Origin of the sequence: Amycolatopsis sp. NPDC059021, from assembly GCF_042739895.1 — a bacterium.
GTDB lineage: Bacteria > Actinomycetota > Actinomycetes > Mycobacteriales > Pseudonocardiaceae > Amycolatopsis.
Genome location: NZ_JBHYIQ010000055.1, coordinates 52160 through 65887, shown reverse-complemented (window position 1 = coordinate 65887; position 13728 = coordinate 52160). Strand labels below are relative to the sequence as shown.

Genomic DNA, 13728 nt, shown 5'->3' with positions numbered 1-13728 from the left:
TCTCCCGCCCTGCAGGACCTCTCGAGACCCCCCCGCTTTCTTTGCGCCGGGTGTTTGGGTCTATTACTCCGAGGCCCCTGCGCTGACCGCCCCCTTCAGCTCATGTGACGAGAGGAAAGTCCCCTTCAGCTCTATTGGACGGTCAGGGTGTAGGTGGTGGTGGCGGTCTTTCCGGTGGAGTCCTTCGCGGTGATGGTGATCGGGTAGGTGCCGGGCTGGAACGGGGCTCCCGCCTGCATCTGTGAGCTGCCGCCGCTGGACACGGTGGCGGGGCTGAAGAACGGCGCGAACGGCAGCCCGGAACCGGACGCCGACAGCGTGATCGTGCCGGTCCCGCCGGAGGCGGTCACCGTGGCCGTGGCGAAGAATCCGGGCCGCACGGTGCCGCTGCCGGGATTCACGCTCACCTTCAGGTCACCGGCGGGTGGTTCTCCCTTGCCCACGACCAGTTTCAGCGTCGTCGTACTCGTGTCGGTCGTGCCCTTGCCGGAGATCGTGACCGAGTACTCCTTCTCCGGCGTGGTGGCCGCCGTTTCGATCGTCACCTTGGCCGTATCGCCGGAGTTGATCGTCGACGGCTGGAACGTCGCCTTCGCGCTCTCGGGCAGACCGGACGCGGACAGCTCGACCTTCTCCGCGCCGTTCTTGCCCGCCTTGCTGGTCACCGTCGCCGACACATACTTGCCGGGGTCGACCCGCACCGAACCCGGCGTGACCCCGACCGAGAACTTGTCCTGATCCGGTACCGAGCCGATCTGCTCCTTGACCCAGTCGCCCATGTCGTTGTTGAGCCTGCCGTAGACGCTGTACCACTTGAAATCGCTGCGGCTCCACGACGCGACCCCGGTCACCTTGCCGTCCACGATCAGCGGGCCACCGCTGTCCCCCGGCAGGATCGTGACGTGGCCGTCGCTGTAGCCACTGCAGATCATCGTGGCGTCCTGGAATCCCGCCCCGACACCCTGGCAGTTGCTGCCCGCCACGATCGGCAGGCTGAACTTGTGCAGCGTGACGTCCTTGGTGTCGTCGTTGAAGTCCTTCTTGCCGTAGCCGAGCCCGAGACCTGTCTTGCCCGGCTTGTTCAGGTCGGTGTCCGCGGACGTCGCGACCTTCGCGTACTGCCCGCCGGGCACCGGGATGTCGGCGTCGGTGGTCACCACGGCGACGTCGTAACCCTGGTCGAAGTTGACGTACTTCGGGTGGGTGTCGTAGCTGACGACACCGATCCGCGTGCCGCCGCCCGCGTTGAGGTCGTCCAGGCCGTAGAGGAAGGTCTTCTTGCCCTCGGCGGCCTTGCAGTGCGCGGCGATGAGGATCTTGCGCGGGGCCACGACCGATCCCGTGCAGGTCTCACCCTGCGGCCGGGGCCCGCCCTCGCGCAGCCCGGCGATGATGAACGGGTAGTCCTTGACCGACGCCGGTGTCCCGCCGATGGACGACGGCCGGACGTCGCCGCCGGGGATGGCGGTGCCGCCCAGCGGCGTCACCGCGGGCGGGTTCCCCGGTGCGGCGGCCGCCACGTTCGGCCACGGCGTGGCGAGTACGGCGAGGCCGAGGGCGAAACAGCCCAGTATGCGGTTTCTTCTGCTCACGACAGCTCCTTCGGTTCGAGTAGCTGCCCGTCACTTTCCGGTGACCGCGGGTGGGGTAACAACCCGGGAGCACACCCGTATGGGTACGGAACTATTGCGGCGAAAGGGTTTCCCGCGTCAGCCGAGCGCGCCGAGTACCGTGATGGCCGCGAGGCTGAGGCAGATCCCGAAGTTGACCACCTTGTGGTCGAGGAAGACCGCGACGAACTCGCGGATCGTCGCGCTGGGCCAGAAATACCACGCCGTCGGCGCGCCGATGACCTGGCCGTCGACCTTCGCCCGCCGGGCGGTGAGCGCGGCACGCAGGACGTGGAAGTTGTTGGTGACCACCACACACCGGTAGCCCGGCCGCAGGCCCGCCATGATCTCGCGGCTGAACGTGAGGTTCTCCCAGGTCGTCGTCGACCGGTCCTCCAGCAGGATCCACTCGCGGGGCACACCCCGTTCCACGAGATACTCGGCCATCGCGTGGGATTCGGGCAGATCCTCATCGGGGCCCTGCCCTCCGGACGTCACGAGCAGCGGCTGTCCGCCCCGGGCCACGCCCGCGTCGAAGACCGCGCGGGCCCGGTCGAGCCTGCTCGCCAGCAACGGCGGCACCTTGGCGCCGATCAGCCCGGAGCCGAGGACGACCACGAAATCGACGGCGCGGCGTTGCCGGATCCGGCCGTACACGATGGCGTAGAGCAGAAAGCAGACGAACAGGAACGACACGTACGCCAGGATCAGCGTCAGCACCGTCACCGCGACCTTCGCCGGGGTCCACGGGATCTGGTTGATCGCCGCGGTGAACGGGAGGTAGGCGATGATCCCGGCGCCGAGCAGCAGCGAGAGCAGGTTGGCCAGGCTCCTGCCTTCGCGGCGGATCATGGTGACGCCGTTGAAGATCAGGAAGATCGCCAGCGCCAGGATCACCAGCGGGATCAGCAGGAACCCCGACACGACCACGACGGCGGCCGCCTGTTCCGACACCGAGGCCAGCGAGGCCACCGTGCCGAGCGCGCCGAAGAACAGGGTCATGAACAGGTAGACGCCGTTGCGCAGGCGGCGGCGTTCCCTCAGGAAGCTGATCAGGAAGAACAGGAACCACACCGCCGCGATCCCGAAGATGAAGTAAGCGACCTTCACGCGACCGTCCCCGACACGATCCGTCCTCCCCGTTCCCGATCACCCGGCGCGGGGATTAGACCATACGGTCCAGCGACGACACGGGAGAACCCGCCGACGCGGCTGGCTGACGGCGGGTTCCACACACCAGGGAATTGACGGGGAAAGGGGGACGCGGTTCATTTCGCGGGTTTGGCCCGCCGCACCAGGTACCAGGTTATCGCGGCGGGTACGACCGCGGTGAGCACGGCGCCCAGCGTGATTAATCCCGGTGCGGTCAGTTGCACACCGATGACCATCACCACGAGGCCGACCGAGAGCAGCACGAGCAGGCCCAGTCCGGCCGCCACCAAGGTGATGAGGTGGATCGGCCGGAACTCGGCGAACCGCCGTGCCATGCGCGGGTTCTCCTCGACGAGGTGTTTCTCGATCTCGTCGAGTTTTCGCTGTTCGTAATCGTGTAGCGCCATCTTCCAGCACCACCTGAATCATCGTGATCCAGTGTTTCGAGGTGGGAACATGATACGACCTCGGCGGCCGGAAAATCTTCTCCGGGCCGATGTCCGGTCACGGCCGGATCTCGTGGCGGGCCGGAAATGAATCGGCCGGCCCATCGGAAGTGCGCTGAGCAGGCAGGAAGTGGCCGCGCCGCCGCGCGCACCGAGATGATGTCGTGACCGCGGGGCGAGGCCGCCGGGCCGCGCCGTGGCCGCTGTCTGTCCATTGGGGACGCACGGGCCCGGCACGGGCGGACTCCCTCCCGCCCGTGCCTTCCTCATCAGTGGTGCTGCTTCCCCTCGACCGGGCGGAGTTCGATGCAGCAGCCCGCTCCCGGCGCGAGCGCGGCCTCGACCGTGTGCGCGCCCAGCCCGGTGAGCACTCCGGTCAGGAAGGCGTGGTTGATCCCGCAGACGAGGCCGGGTGCCTTGGCGGCGAGGGGCTGGAACGGGCAGTTGCGCAGCTGGACGCGGTCCGGCGCGGGGCGGCCGGGCTCGAACCCGTACCGGGTGAGCACGGTCTCGGCGAGCGTGAGCGCCCGCTCCGTGCCGAGCCGCCCCGGCCGGGCCAGGTCCCGCTCGAGGCGTCCGGCCCGTTCGCCGTGCTCGGCGGCGATCCGCAGCGCGGCCTCGCGGGCGGTCTCGTCGCCGGAGTCCGCGAGCACCGCGCCGGCGAGGATGTCGGCGAGGATCTCGTGCCGCCGGGCCGGGATCCCGACCTGGATCTCGGTGTCGGCGGGCCGGTACAGCTTCGGCTTGCGCCCCACCCGCGCCACGTCGCCGACGGTGTCGTAACCGAACGTGAGCAGACCGGTGCGGACGAGCTTGTCGAGATGGAACGCGGCCAGCTTCCGGGAGATCCCGGCCGCGGCCGCCGCCTCGTCGCGCGCGACCGGGCGCCGCGCGTCCCGTACGTAGGTGTACAGGCTGCGGCGCAGGTCGTCCTCGAGCGCGGCGACCGCGGTGACAGCGGCGATGTCCAGTGTCTCCCGCGGCCGTTCGAAAGCGGTCACGTACTCAGCGTATCGGCTATCACAGTTGGTCCAACAGCCACATGTCGGGATCGACACTGGTTACTTGACCTTCCGCAACATAACGCCAATACTTTTTGGTGAAAACCAGGAGCCGAAAGCCAGGGTGAAGCGTGATGTCGAGTTCAGCACTGCGGGTCGTGCACCAGCCGGAGGTCGGCCCCGACCTCGAGGCGGCGGAGGCCGCGGCGGCCGAGTTCCTCACCGCCCTCGGCATCCCGCTCGACTCGGAGAGCCTGCGTGGCACCCCGGGCCGGATGGCGCGCGCGTACGCGGAGCTGTTCGCCCCACGCCCGTTCGACCTGACGACCTTCCCCAACGACGAGCAGTACGACGAGCTCGTGCTGGCCCGCGCGATCCCGGTCCGGTCGGTCTGTGAACACCACCTGCTGCCGTTCGTCGGCGTCGCCCACGTCGGCTACCTGCCCGGCGAGCGCATCCTCGGGTTGTCCAAGCTCGCCAGGATCGTCGAGCACTTCGCCTGCCGCCCGCAGGTGCAGGAGCGGCTGACCAAGCAGGTCGCGGACTGGCTGTGCGAGCACCTGAACCCCAAGGGCGTCGGCGTGGTGATCGAGGCCGAGCACTCCTGCATGACGCTGCGCGGGGTCCAGGCCGTCGGCTCCAGCACCGTGACCTCGACACTGCTCGGCACGCTGCGTCAGGACGCCCGGTCGCGCCAGGAGTTCTTCGCGCTCACCGGCGTCAACTCCTGAACCGTCCACAAGGGACGGTCTAGGGCGAAGGCCGCGAGCCCAGCAGCAACAGGCACAGCACCGCGACGGCGGTGACCACCCCGGCGACGAGCAGCATCGGGTCCAGCGAGGGCGCGGTCGCGGGTGCGGCCTGCTGGACCACGGACGGCTCCGACGACGAGGGCGCAGCCGGTTCGGGTGGGGCTGCGGAGTTCGTCGCCGGAGCGGAGCCGGACGGCGGGACCGAAGGCGTCCCTGGCACCGAGGGCGCGGTGGTCTTCTTCGGTGGCACGGGTGCGGCCGGCGCCGGCTTGGGTGGCGGTGCCGGCGCGGCCGTGGCCGGCGCGGCGAGCACGGTGACGGTGGCCCGCATGTCGGGGTGCACCGAGCAGTAGTACGAATACGTGCCGGGCTGGGTGAACGTGTAGCTCCAGCTCTGGCCCTGCGACAGCTTCGGGCTGCGGAAGGCCACCGGCGCGCTCGTCGTGACGACGTCGTGCGGGGCTTCGTCGTGCTGCATCCAGGTCACGGTGTCGCCGGCCCGCACGGTCAGCGCGGCCGGGCCGTACGCGTAGTTCTCCATCATCACCTGCTGTGCCGCGGCACTGGCGGGACGAGGCGACCAGGCCAGGACACCGCAAGCGAGGAGAAGACCGGCGAGGACGATCGCGGTACGCCTCATCGGACGAACTCCATCGCGATCTCGACGTGGACACGGCGTCGCGCGAGCCGGGCCTTCCGCCGCGTCTTCGGCAGAATTCCCTTGGCCCACAAGATGATCCGCTCGTCATCGACGTACCGCAGGTCGCCGTGCAGCCGCAGCTCGCGGGTCGTTCCCGGCAGTGCGACGCGGCAGACGAAGTCCACGACACGGTTGGCGCCGAGACGCACCACCGGTGCTTCGACCACGACATCCGGGTGTTCGGCGGCGGACAGACCACGCGGCCCCGTCAGGATCTTGGCGAGAAAGGGGACGCCGACCCGCAGCGACGCGGCGTCGAGCACCACGGTCAGCGCGGGCCCGGCGACGTCGAAATGCCCGCCCGACGCGGTGAGCCGGCCCCGCAGCACCGGATAACCCAGCAGGCGCAGCGAAGTCTCGATCACACAGCGGTCGCGGCGCAGCGTGTACACCTCTCGGCGGACGCCGTCGGGAAGGAGAGCGGGCAGGACTTCGGTGTCGGGCATCGGCGGGCGCCTCCGGACTGGGCAGGGATACTGGGCGGGTGGCTGGGGTCGGGTCAGCAGCTCGCCTGGTTCAGCAGCGGCGTGAGCACGGATTCGAGCCACACCGTGTGGGTTTTGATGTACTGGTCGAGGTTGAGCAGATCGGTGACCTGCTGGCCGAGCGATTCCTCCAGATGGGCGCTCTTGAGGTGCGCGACGATCGGCGCCAGCGTGTCGGCGACGACCTTGTCGGCCGACCCGTTCAGCACCGGCGCGAGCACCGTTTCCAGCCACACCGTGTGGGTTTTGATGTACTGGTCCAGCTTGAGCAGGTCCGTGACCTGCTGGCCGGGCGATTCCTCCAGGTGCGCGCTCTTGATGTGGTCGATGATCGGCTGCAGGACTCCCTTCGGCACACACGTGCCGTCGCCGGGCGGGGGCGCGGGCATGGTGTGGGTGGGGCTCGACGGCGGCGCGGAGGTCGGCGAACCCGGGGTGGTCGGCGCGGTGGTCGGCGGCGCCGGTGAGCTGGTCGGCGATCCGGTCACGGTGAGCGTGGCCTTCATGTCCGGGTGGATCGAGCAGTAGTAGGAGTACGTGCCCGCCTTCGTGAAGGTATGGCTGAAGGTCTGGCCGTTCTGCAGCGTCGGTGAGGTGAACTTCTCCGGGCCGTCGGTGATGACGATGTTGTGCGGCGCGGTGTCGTGGTTGGTCCAGGTCACCGTGTCGCCGACGGCGATGCTGACGTTCGCCGGGGTGAACTTGTAGCCCATGGCCTCGACGGACTTGGCGGGCGCCGCCTGCGCCGCGGGTGCCGCCCCGCCCGCCTGCGCCTGGGACAGGCCCTGGTAGAGCGGAACGGCCAGCGGTCCCTGCTTGGCCAGCGCCGCCAGATCGACGTCGGCGCGTCGCGGCGCTGCCTGCTCGGTCTGCCCGCCCCGCAGGGTCGCCAGGCTGAACAGGGCCGCGGCGAGCGCGAGGATCGCCACCGCGAACGGCCACCGCCGGGCGCGGGGCGCCGGTGGCGGTGCCTCGGTGGTGATTTCGGGGTTGTCCATCAAGGACTCCTTTCGGATCCGGTCACCGGCCAGGGCTGGCCGTGACGAGGAAGCTCGCCGCGAAGAGCACCACGAGCACGAGCGTGGTCTCGGCGGCGACGGAATAGACGAACGGGCGGACGACGGCGGCGTCGCCACGCAGGACGACGGCGAAGTCGAGACGCCGCGCGACCCAGCTCTTGCTGCCTTGCGCGATCAGCAGCACGACGGCGAGTACGGCCAGTTTCACCAGCAGGATCCGGCCGTAGCTGGTGGTGAGGACGCGACCGGGTGGCCCGATGGTCTCCACCGCGAGCACGACGCCCGCGACGATCACCAGGAGCACCGACACCATCGCGAGCTTCGAGTAACGCGGGACGACGCGGGCGAGTTCGTCCGCGTCCCGGCGGGCCAGTACGCCGAACAACAGCACCGCGAGCCCGCCGATCCAGGCGGAGATCCCCGCCAGGTGGACGAAATCCGCGAGCTGGGTGAGCAGCGGCCGCTTGCTTTCCACCGCGTGGCCGGTGAGCCCGGACGCGCGCAGCAGGCCGAGCACGATCGCGCCCGCGCCGACCCGCCAGGCGGTCGTCGTGGCGGCGGCCCGGCCCCGTTGCAGCACCCAGGCGAGCACGACGCCGCCGAGCAGCCACAGCAACGCCTTCGCGAACCAGACCTGTCCGAAGTGGACATCCAGGACCTGCCGGATCAGGTCCCAGCTGAAGAGATCACCGGCCGGGCGCTGGGCCGACCACGCGCCCTGCAGTCCGATCCCGGCGAGAGTGCCCGCGAGGCCCAGTACCCAGCCGGTCGTCAGAACCCGCCGTGTACCACGCTGTTCGGCGCCCTCGGGCCAGAGCACCGCGAGGAAGAAGAGCCCGCCGGCGAAGAGGGTCAGGCCGAAGTAGTCGACGCAGCGGGCGAGGACGTACCACGCCTTGGCCGGGGTCAGGTCCATGGCTCAGTGGCTTTCCGGGGCGGGGATCATGGCGAGTTCGAGCGCACCGTCCGGGGCTTTGCAGTAGCCCAGCAGCAGCGCGCCCAGCCCGTTCGGGCCCGTGACGCCGAGGCCGGTGGTCGCCGCGCCGAGTACCGGCAGACCACCCACGACGTCCAGAACCTGTTGGGGCACACCGGGTTGACACGATGGGACGTCGGAGCCCGGGGGTGGCGGAGGCGGGATCGGGGTGGTCGGCGGCACGGAGGGCGATGGCGATTCGGGTGCCACGGGATCGGTGGCGGACGGCGGCGCGGGGGAGGGCCGGACCTCGATTCCGCCCGGCATGGTGGGGGAGGGCGGTTGCTGCTCCACGGGCGGGAACACCGGGACGGCGGGCAGCGGGGAGATCGGCACTCCCGACGGTGGTCCACCGGACGGCAGTGGTGGCGCGGCCGGTGACGCCGGTGCCACCGGGTGCCCGCCGTCGGCGACCGGCGGGGTGGCGGCGGCCGAGCCCGGCCGCAGGCCGATCCCGGACGCGTAGCCGACGACGACCACGACGGCCCCGGTCAGGCTCGCCGCGATCAGGTGCTCGCGACGTGGACCTCGCACTGCCACGGTCTTGTCCTCCTCGCGGGAGAGAGCGGTTCCGGAAACGCCGTGCGGGCGAAGGGAACCGGAAAAGGGAAAGACGTCCTCGTCGACGTCGAAGAAGGCGAAATGCCGAGGAAAGGGAACCCCCGGTCGGCGAGAAGAAAACCAGTCGCCACGTTTCGGGGTGTGTTCCTGACATGAAGACCAGGTAAAGTCGCCCGCCGTCCGGTACCGGCCCGGTGGTGAGATCCGCGGCCGGATGCCGGTAAACCTACGCCGTTCGGGTGACGAGAGGCTCCGCCGAGGGGCTCAGAGCGCTTCGCGGGCGCTCGACGGGGCGGAAAATGATCATGTGAGTGAGAATTGCTTAACAGACATATTTCATTTCTCGCGGCGCCTCGGCGTTAATGTCGGCTCCTCAGGCGTACCCGATCCGCCGGATTCGGCGTGTATCCGATCGATCGCGAGGAAATCATGATTCTCGATGAACAGCGGCGGCTCGCCGCGCGCGTGGCGGTCCTGCTGACGGCGGTGGTGCTCGCCTTGCTGCTGTGGACGCCGGGAGCGCACGCGCACAGCGTGCTGGTGTCGAGTGCACCGGCGAATGGTGCTTCGATCGCGACGGCGCCCGACCGGGTCGTCCTCGAGTTCAACGAGCCGCTGGAGAAGGGATTCACCGAACTGACGGTGATCGGCCCGGACGGCGGTACCCACTGGGAAGGCGGCCCGGTGTCCATTGTGGATGCCAAGGTGTCGGCGCCGGTGCGCCCGCTCGGCCCGTCCGGGGCTTACGCGATCCACTACCGCGTGATCTCCGCGGACGGGCATCCCGTTTCCGGGACCGTCCCGTTCACGCTCACCGTGCCGGGACCGGCGAAGGCGGCGCCGGTCACCTCGGCGGCCGCCGCGCCGGTGGCGGCACCTTCGGTGTCCTCAGTGGACAGCGGGGTCCCGCTGTGGCCGTGGATCACCGGTGGGGTGGTACTGCTTCTCGCCGGCTTCGCCGTCGCGCGCCGGATGGCCCGCGCGCCGGAGCGCGCGGGCCGTTGAGGTCAGCGCAGGCGCTGTGCCCGCAGGACGGTGTCGCGGTGGTGCGGGTTGCCCTCGGGCACGTGGGCGCGCTCGCGGGTCTCGTCGACCACGATCTTCCAGTCGTCGCCGAGCAGCGCCGCGACCTCGGACGGCTGGTAGAACTCACGCGGGTCCGGGCCCTGCTCGCCGTTGTGCGCGTGATGTTCCATGGCGCCGTCGAAGTCGTGCCCGACGAAGAGCAGGGTGCCGCCCGGTGCCACGGCGGCCAGCAGACCGCGCACGGCGCTCTCGCTCCGGATGGGGAAATAGTGCGCGGAAACGAGGTCGAACGAGGCCGCGGGCGGCGCGGACACCGCGAGGTCGGTGCGTACCCACGCGATGTTCTCGCCGCCGTGCGCGGCGGCCCGTTCGAGGGCCACCTGCGAGACGTCGATCGCGGTCACCTGCCAGCCCTTCTCAGCCAGCCACCGCGCGTCGGCACCTTCGCCGCAGCCGACGTCGAGCGCCTGCCCCGGCGGCAGGCCGGTGGCCTCGGCCACCAGAGTGCCGTTCGGCTTCCCGCTCCAGAGCGAGTCCTGCTCCCGGTACTTGCCGTCCCAGAATTCCGCGTTCACGTAGTTTTCTTCGCTCACAGTGCGTTCCGTTCGGTCAGTGCGTTCTGGACATCTTCGGAGACGAGGTCGGCGTTGATGGCGCCCGCCGCGGTGGCGCCGGCCGCCGCCGACGCGAGGACCTGCAGCCGCGGATCGGTGACGTTGCCCGCGGCCCACACGCCCGGCACGGAGGTCTGGCCGTCGGCGTCGGCGGCGAGGTAGGTGCCCATGCCCGTGGGATGCGGCGCCGGCTCCAGCCCGAGCGGCGCGAGGAAGTCCGCGCGCGCGGTGAACCGCGGCGCGACCACCAGCGCGCTCAGCGGGATCGCCAGGCCGCTCGACAGCCGCACGCCGCTGAGCCGGTCGCCGGTGACGGTCACGGCCGTCACCTCGTCCGGGACGACCGGGATCCGGAGCGCGGTGAGCTGCTCCAGCTCGTCGTCGGCCGGCTTCGCGGCGGTGTGCATCAGGAACGTGACGTCCGCCGACCACTGCCGGAACAACAGCGCCTGATGCATGGCCATCGGCCCGGTGGCGAGGATGCCGATCGGCTGATCGCGGACCTCCCAGCCGTGGCAGTACGGGCAGTGCAGCACGTCCCGGCCCCACCGCGCGGCGAGCCCGTGGATCGCGGGCAGTTCGTCGGTCAGCCCGGTCGCCACGAGCAGCCGTCGTGCCTCCACAGTGGACCCGTCGTCGAGCTCGACGGTGAACGCGCCGGAGGTCCCGGCCGCCGACACGACCTGTCCGGTGACGATCTCACCGCCGTACCCCTCGACCTCCCGCCGCCCGGTCTCCAGCAGTTCCCCTGGCGGCATCCCGTCGCGGGAAAGGAATCCGTGCATGTGCTCGGCGGGCGCGTTGCGCGGCTGCCCGCCGTCCACCACCAGCACCGAGCGCCGCGCCCTGCCCAGCATGAGCGCGGCGCCGAGCCCCGCACCGCCACCCCCGGCGATGACCACGTCGTAGCGGGCCCGTGTCTTGGTCATGGTGACCACCTCCGCGATCCACCATGCGGGAGACTTCGCCAAGTTGACAAACTTCTTTGCCGAAACTGCAATAAGAGGCATGAGCGACGACTTCGAAGAGGTGCTCACCGCGGTGGGGCCTCGCCTGCGTGAGCTGCGCAAACGTGCCGAACTGACGCTGACGGACCTGGCGGAGGCGACCGGCATCTCGGTCAGCACGCTGTCCCGGCTCGAGTCCGGCAGCCGCAGGCCGAGCCTGGAGCTGCTGCTGCCGCTGGCGAAGGCCTACGGCGTCCCGCTCGACGAGCTGGTCGACGCCCCCGCCACCGGCGATCCCCGCGTCTATCCCCGCCCGTTCCAGCGGCACGGGATGACCATCATCCCGCTGACCCGCAGGCCCGGCGGGGTCCAGTCGTTCAAGCACATCATCCCGGCGGGGCCCGGCCGCCAGGAGCCGGATCCGCGGACGCACGAGGGCTACGAATGGCTGTACGTCCTCAATGGACAGTTGCGGCTGGTCCTCGGCAAGCACGATTTCGTGCTGCGCGCGGGCGAGGTCGCCGAGTTCGACACCCGCGAGCCGCACTGGTTCGGCAAGGTGGACGAGCGGCCGGTCGAGTTCCTCAGCCTCTTCGGACCGCAGGGCGAGCGGATGCACGTCCGCGCCCGGCACCGCCGAGATTGACCCGTCCGCTACGTGGCGTCGGGATCGACCGGTGGCCGCTCGCCGGGCCGCAGGGGCGCGGGCGGCGGCGTGACCGGCGTGCCGTTCGTCACCGGCTGAGCCGCCGCGGGGGCGGGCTCGTCGAGCAGGTAGTTGGTGACGACCGTCCTCGGGTTGAATTCGCGGAGGCTCTGGAGGTCCTGCAGCGGCTTGCGGAGCTGGTCGAACTCCGGGCCGAGCTCGGATTTGAGCTGTTCCTGCGCGCCGCTGGCGTACGAGCGGACCTTGCGGATCGACTGGCCGACCCACTGGACCGCGCCCGGCAGCCGCTCGGGGCCGAGGATGAACAGCCCGGCCACCACCAGGACCACGATGTGCTCGATGCTGAGGCCGAACACGCTTCACCTCCGGACCCATTCGTCGGATTTCGCACGGTTACGCGGAAAACGCGCCCGTGCGACCCCTCGATCCTACCGGCGAACGGTGAACGACCGGGGGGATCCGGGTGCCGGATCGGTCACCCGGGAGCCGCTTCTCGACGCGACGGCGTCCTGGCCCCAGGTGTTCACGTTTGGGTGTCAATCCTGTGCTCTGGGTGAGATCGAGCAGTGACCTCAGTGATCTATCACGTGCTTGCTACATCGAATGGGTGTGTGTGTTCCGCCATTTGAGGGTAGTCAGACGGACACGGAACGCCTACTTTACTGGCAAGTAGAGAATCCGCTGAGTCCTGAGGACGCTGCGTCACGTCACGAACGTGAGGAGGCGGGATGGCGACCGACTTCGACCGTGCCGGTGAGCACCGGCGCGAGGAACTCGGCGGGCTGCTGGAACAGGGCCCGTTCAACGTCGCGCTGCGCGCGGCGATCGTCGCCAGGGGGCTCAGCCTCGACCGCATCCAGGACCGGCTGGCCCGCAAGGGCGTCCAGGTCAGCCTCGCCACGCTGAGTTACTGGCAGTCGGGTCAGCGCCGTCCGGAACGGCCGACGTCGCTGCGGGCGCTGGAACACCTCGAGACCGTGCTGGAGGTCCCGCCGAACTCGCTGCGGAACCTGCTCGGCCCGCCGAGCCCGCGCGGCAGGCGCGGCGGCAGCGTGCCGGGGCTGGCCGACCTGTGGCCGGCGAAACCCGAGGTCGCCGGGCTGCTCGGGGACGTGCCGACCACCCCGGACCGCTCGCTGCGCAGGCTCACCCTGCACGACCGGGTGCTGGTCGGCCCGGACGGGCGCGAACAGGCCGTGCGCTGCACCCAGGTCATGCGCGCCGACTGCGGCGGCCCCGACCGCGCGCTGCTCGTCTACGACTGGGACGGGAGCGCCGGCGAGGAGCCGGTCGTGACCGGGCTGCGGAACTGCACCCTCGGCAAGGTGGTGACCAGCGAGGTCAGCAGCCTCTTCGCCGCCGAGCTGCTCTTCGAACGCCCGCTGGCCAAGGGCGAGCACGTCCTGATCGAGTTCGAGGTGCGGAACCCGCGCCGGGAGCACGCCGAACCGGCGACCACCGAGGCCTACTTCCGCCGGTTCCGCCGCTCGGTGCGGGAATACCTGCTCGAGGTCTGCTTCGACCCGGCCGCGGTGCCTCGCCGCTGCCAGCACTTCACGTCTCCGCCGGGGGACACCTCCGCCGAGACCGCGCAGCTGCTCAAGCTCGGCCTGTCCGATTCGGTACTGGCGCTCGGCCGCGACTTCGGCCCCGGCCACTTCGGCATCCGCTGGTACTACTGAGCTTCCCGGACTCCGGTGTGGGGGGGGGGGGGGGGGGGGCACGGGGTGTGGGCGCGACCCGCCGAGGAGAGCCGGCGGCGCGGGGGCGAG

At 70.2% G+C, this 13728-nt stretch carries 16 protein-coding genes; 4 read left to right on the top strand and 12 right to left on the bottom strand.

Going from position 1 to position 13728, the window contains the following annotated elements; translation table 11 throughout:
* Positions 1-131: 131 nt before the first annotated feature.
* The 4 genes from ACFWX1_RS28765 to ACFWX1_RS28750 form a co-directional block, all read right to left on the bottom strand.
* Positions 132-1592, bottom strand: coding sequence for a trypsin-like serine protease (locus ACFWX1_RS28765; protein ID WP_378392512.1), 1461 nt, complete (start codon positions 1590-1592; stop codon positions 132-134).
* A gap of 117 nt (positions 1593-1709) precedes the next feature.
* A complete protein-coding gene (locus ACFWX1_RS28760) occupies positions 1710-2720 on the bottom strand; it encodes a YdcF family protein (RefSeq protein WP_378392510.1) in 1011 nt (336 codons plus the stop codon).
* Positions 2721-2878: 158 nt separating this feature from the next.
* Positions 2879-3169 (bottom strand): DUF3040 domain-containing protein, encoded by a 291-nt coding sequence (locus tag ACFWX1_RS28755; protein ID WP_378392508.1) that lies wholly within the window; start codon positions 3167-3169, stop codon positions 2879-2881.
* A gap of 308 nt (positions 3170-3477) precedes the next feature.
* The gene (locus ACFWX1_RS28750) at positions 3478-4209 is read right to left on the bottom strand and encodes a helix-turn-helix transcriptional regulator (protein ID WP_378392506.1); all 732 of its coding nucleotides are present in this window, start codon (positions 4207-4209) and stop codon (positions 3478-3480) included.
* A 134-nt stretch (positions 4210-4343) separates the two neighbouring features.
* Between ACFWX1_RS28750 and folE the strand changes: the two genes are divergently transcribed.
* Positions 4344-4940 (top strand): GTP cyclohydrolase I FolE, encoded by a 597-nt coding sequence (gene folE, locus ACFWX1_RS28745; protein ID WP_378329942.1) that lies wholly within the window; start codon positions 4344-4346, stop codon positions 4938-4940.
* A gap of 19 nt (positions 4941-4959) precedes the next feature.
* Here the strand turns inward: folE and ACFWX1_RS28740 are convergent, their stop codons facing one another.
* The 5 genes from ACFWX1_RS28740 to ACFWX1_RS28720 are packed head-to-tail and all read right to left on the bottom strand — an operon-like array spanning position 4960 to position 8681.
* Complete coding sequence (locus ACFWX1_RS28740; protein WP_378392504.1) at positions 4960-5601, bottom strand: cupredoxin family copper-binding protein; 642 nt, start codon at positions 5599-5601, stop codon at positions 4960-4962.
* On the bottom strand, positions 5598-6107 hold the full coding sequence (locus ACFWX1_RS28735; protein ID WP_378392502.1) for a hypothetical protein: 510 nt from the start codon (positions 6105-6107) through the stop codon (positions 5598-5600). The genes ACFWX1_RS28740 and ACFWX1_RS28735 overlap by 4 nt, the downstream gene beginning before the upstream one ends.
* 53 nt (positions 6108-6160) lie before the next feature.
* Positions 6161-7144, bottom strand: a complete 984-nt coding sequence (locus tag ACFWX1_RS28730) for a plastocyanin/azurin family copper-binding protein (RefSeq protein WP_378392500.1) — start codon at positions 7142-7144, stop codon at positions 6161-6163.
* 22 nt (positions 7145-7166) lie between these two features.
* On the bottom strand, positions 7167-8081 hold the full coding sequence (locus ACFWX1_RS28725) for a copper resistance D family protein (RefSeq protein ID WP_378392498.1): 915 nt from the start codon (positions 8079-8081) through the stop codon (positions 7167-7169).
* Between the two features lie 3 nt (positions 8082-8084).
* A complete protein-coding gene (locus ACFWX1_RS28720) occupies positions 8085-8681 on the bottom strand; it encodes a hypothetical protein (RefSeq protein WP_378392496.1) in 597 nt (198 codons plus the stop codon).
* Between the two features lie 450 nt (positions 8682-9131).
* Between ACFWX1_RS28720 and ACFWX1_RS28715 the strand changes: the two genes are divergently transcribed.
* Positions 9132-9707: a copper resistance protein CopC gene (locus tag ACFWX1_RS28715; protein ID WP_378392494.1), complete on the top strand. Its 576-nt coding sequence runs from the start codon at positions 9132-9134 to the stop codon at positions 9705-9707.
* A 2-nt stretch (positions 9708-9709) separates the two neighbouring features.
* Here ACFWX1_RS28715 and ACFWX1_RS28710 read toward each other — a convergent pair whose 3' ends face one another.
* Together ACFWX1_RS28710 and ACFWX1_RS28705 are read right to left on the bottom strand one after the other, a co-directional pair.
* On the bottom strand, positions 9710-10321 hold the full coding sequence (locus ACFWX1_RS28710; protein ID WP_378392492.1) for a class I SAM-dependent methyltransferase: 612 nt from the start codon (positions 10319-10321) through the stop codon (positions 9710-9712).
* Complete coding sequence (locus ACFWX1_RS28705) at positions 10318-11271, bottom strand: NAD(P)/FAD-dependent oxidoreductase (protein WP_378392490.1); 954 nt, start codon at positions 11269-11271, stop codon at positions 10318-10320. The genes ACFWX1_RS28710 and ACFWX1_RS28705 overlap by 4 nt, the downstream gene beginning before the upstream one ends.
* Before the next feature lie 79 nt (positions 11272-11350).
* Between ACFWX1_RS28705 and ACFWX1_RS28700 the strand changes: the two genes are divergently transcribed.
* Positions 11351-11935: a helix-turn-helix domain-containing protein gene (locus ACFWX1_RS28700; protein ID WP_378392488.1), complete on the top strand. Its 585-nt coding sequence runs from the start codon at positions 11351-11353 to the stop codon at positions 11933-11935.
* A gap of 8 nt (positions 11936-11943) precedes the next feature.
* On the opposite strand, the gene tatB is transcribed toward ACFWX1_RS28700, so the two are convergent.
* Positions 11944-12312, bottom strand: a complete 369-nt coding sequence (tatB, locus tag ACFWX1_RS28695) for a Sec-independent protein translocase protein TatB (RefSeq protein WP_378392486.1) — start codon at positions 12310-12312, stop codon at positions 11944-11946.
* A gap of 372 nt (positions 12313-12684) precedes the next feature.
* On the opposite strand from tatB, the gene ACFWX1_RS28690 reads away from it, so the two are divergent.
* Positions 12685-13638 carry a helix-turn-helix domain-containing protein gene (locus ACFWX1_RS28690; RefSeq protein ID WP_378392484.1) on the top strand — a complete coding sequence of 318 codons (954 nt, stop codon included), beginning with the start codon at positions 12685-12687 and terminating at the stop codon, positions 13636-13638.
* Positions 13639-13728 lie beyond the last annotated feature (90 nt).

What these genes read in the sequence shown, in the direction of transcription:
- ACFWX1_RS28755 (WP_378392508.1), bottom strand. Translation starts at nt 3,169, where the DNA reads ATGGCGCTACACGATTACGAACAGCGAAAACTCGACGAGATCGAGAAA.
- folE (WP_378329942.1), top strand. Translation starts at nt 4,344, where the DNA reads ATGTCGAGTTCAGCACTGCGGGTCGTGCACCAGCCGGAGGTCGGCCCC.
- ACFWX1_RS28740 (WP_378392504.1), bottom strand. Translation starts at nt 5,601, where the DNA reads ATGAGGCGTACCGCGATCGTCCTCGCCGGTCTTCTCCTCGCTTGCGGT.
- ACFWX1_RS28735 (WP_378392502.1), bottom strand. Translation starts at nt 6,107, where the DNA reads ATGCCCGACACCGAAGTCCTGCCCGCTCTCCTTCCCGACGGCGTCCGC.
- ACFWX1_RS28730 (WP_378392500.1), bottom strand. Translation starts at nt 7,144, where the DNA reads ATGGACAACCCCGAAATCACCACCGAGGCACCGCCACCGGCGCCCCGC.
- ACFWX1_RS28725 (WP_378392498.1), bottom strand. Translation starts at nt 8,081, where the DNA reads ATGGACCTGACCCCGGCCAAGGCGTGGTACGTCCTCGCCCGCTGCGTC.
- ACFWX1_RS28715 (WP_378392494.1), top strand. Translation starts at nt 9,132, where the DNA reads ATGATTCTCGATGAACAGCGGCGGCTCGCCGCGCGCGTGGCGGTCCTG.
- ACFWX1_RS28705 (WP_378392490.1), bottom strand. Translation starts at nt 11,271, where the DNA reads ATGACCAAGACACGGGCCCGCTACGACGTGGTCATCGCCGGGGGTGGC.
- ACFWX1_RS28700 (WP_378392488.1), top strand. Translation starts at nt 11,351, where the DNA reads ATGAGCGACGACTTCGAAGAGGTGCTCACCGCGGTGGGGCCTCGCCTG.
- ACFWX1_RS28690 (WP_378392484.1), top strand. Translation starts at nt 12,685, where the DNA reads ATGGCGACCGACTTCGACCGTGCCGGTGAGCACCGGCGCGAGGAACTC.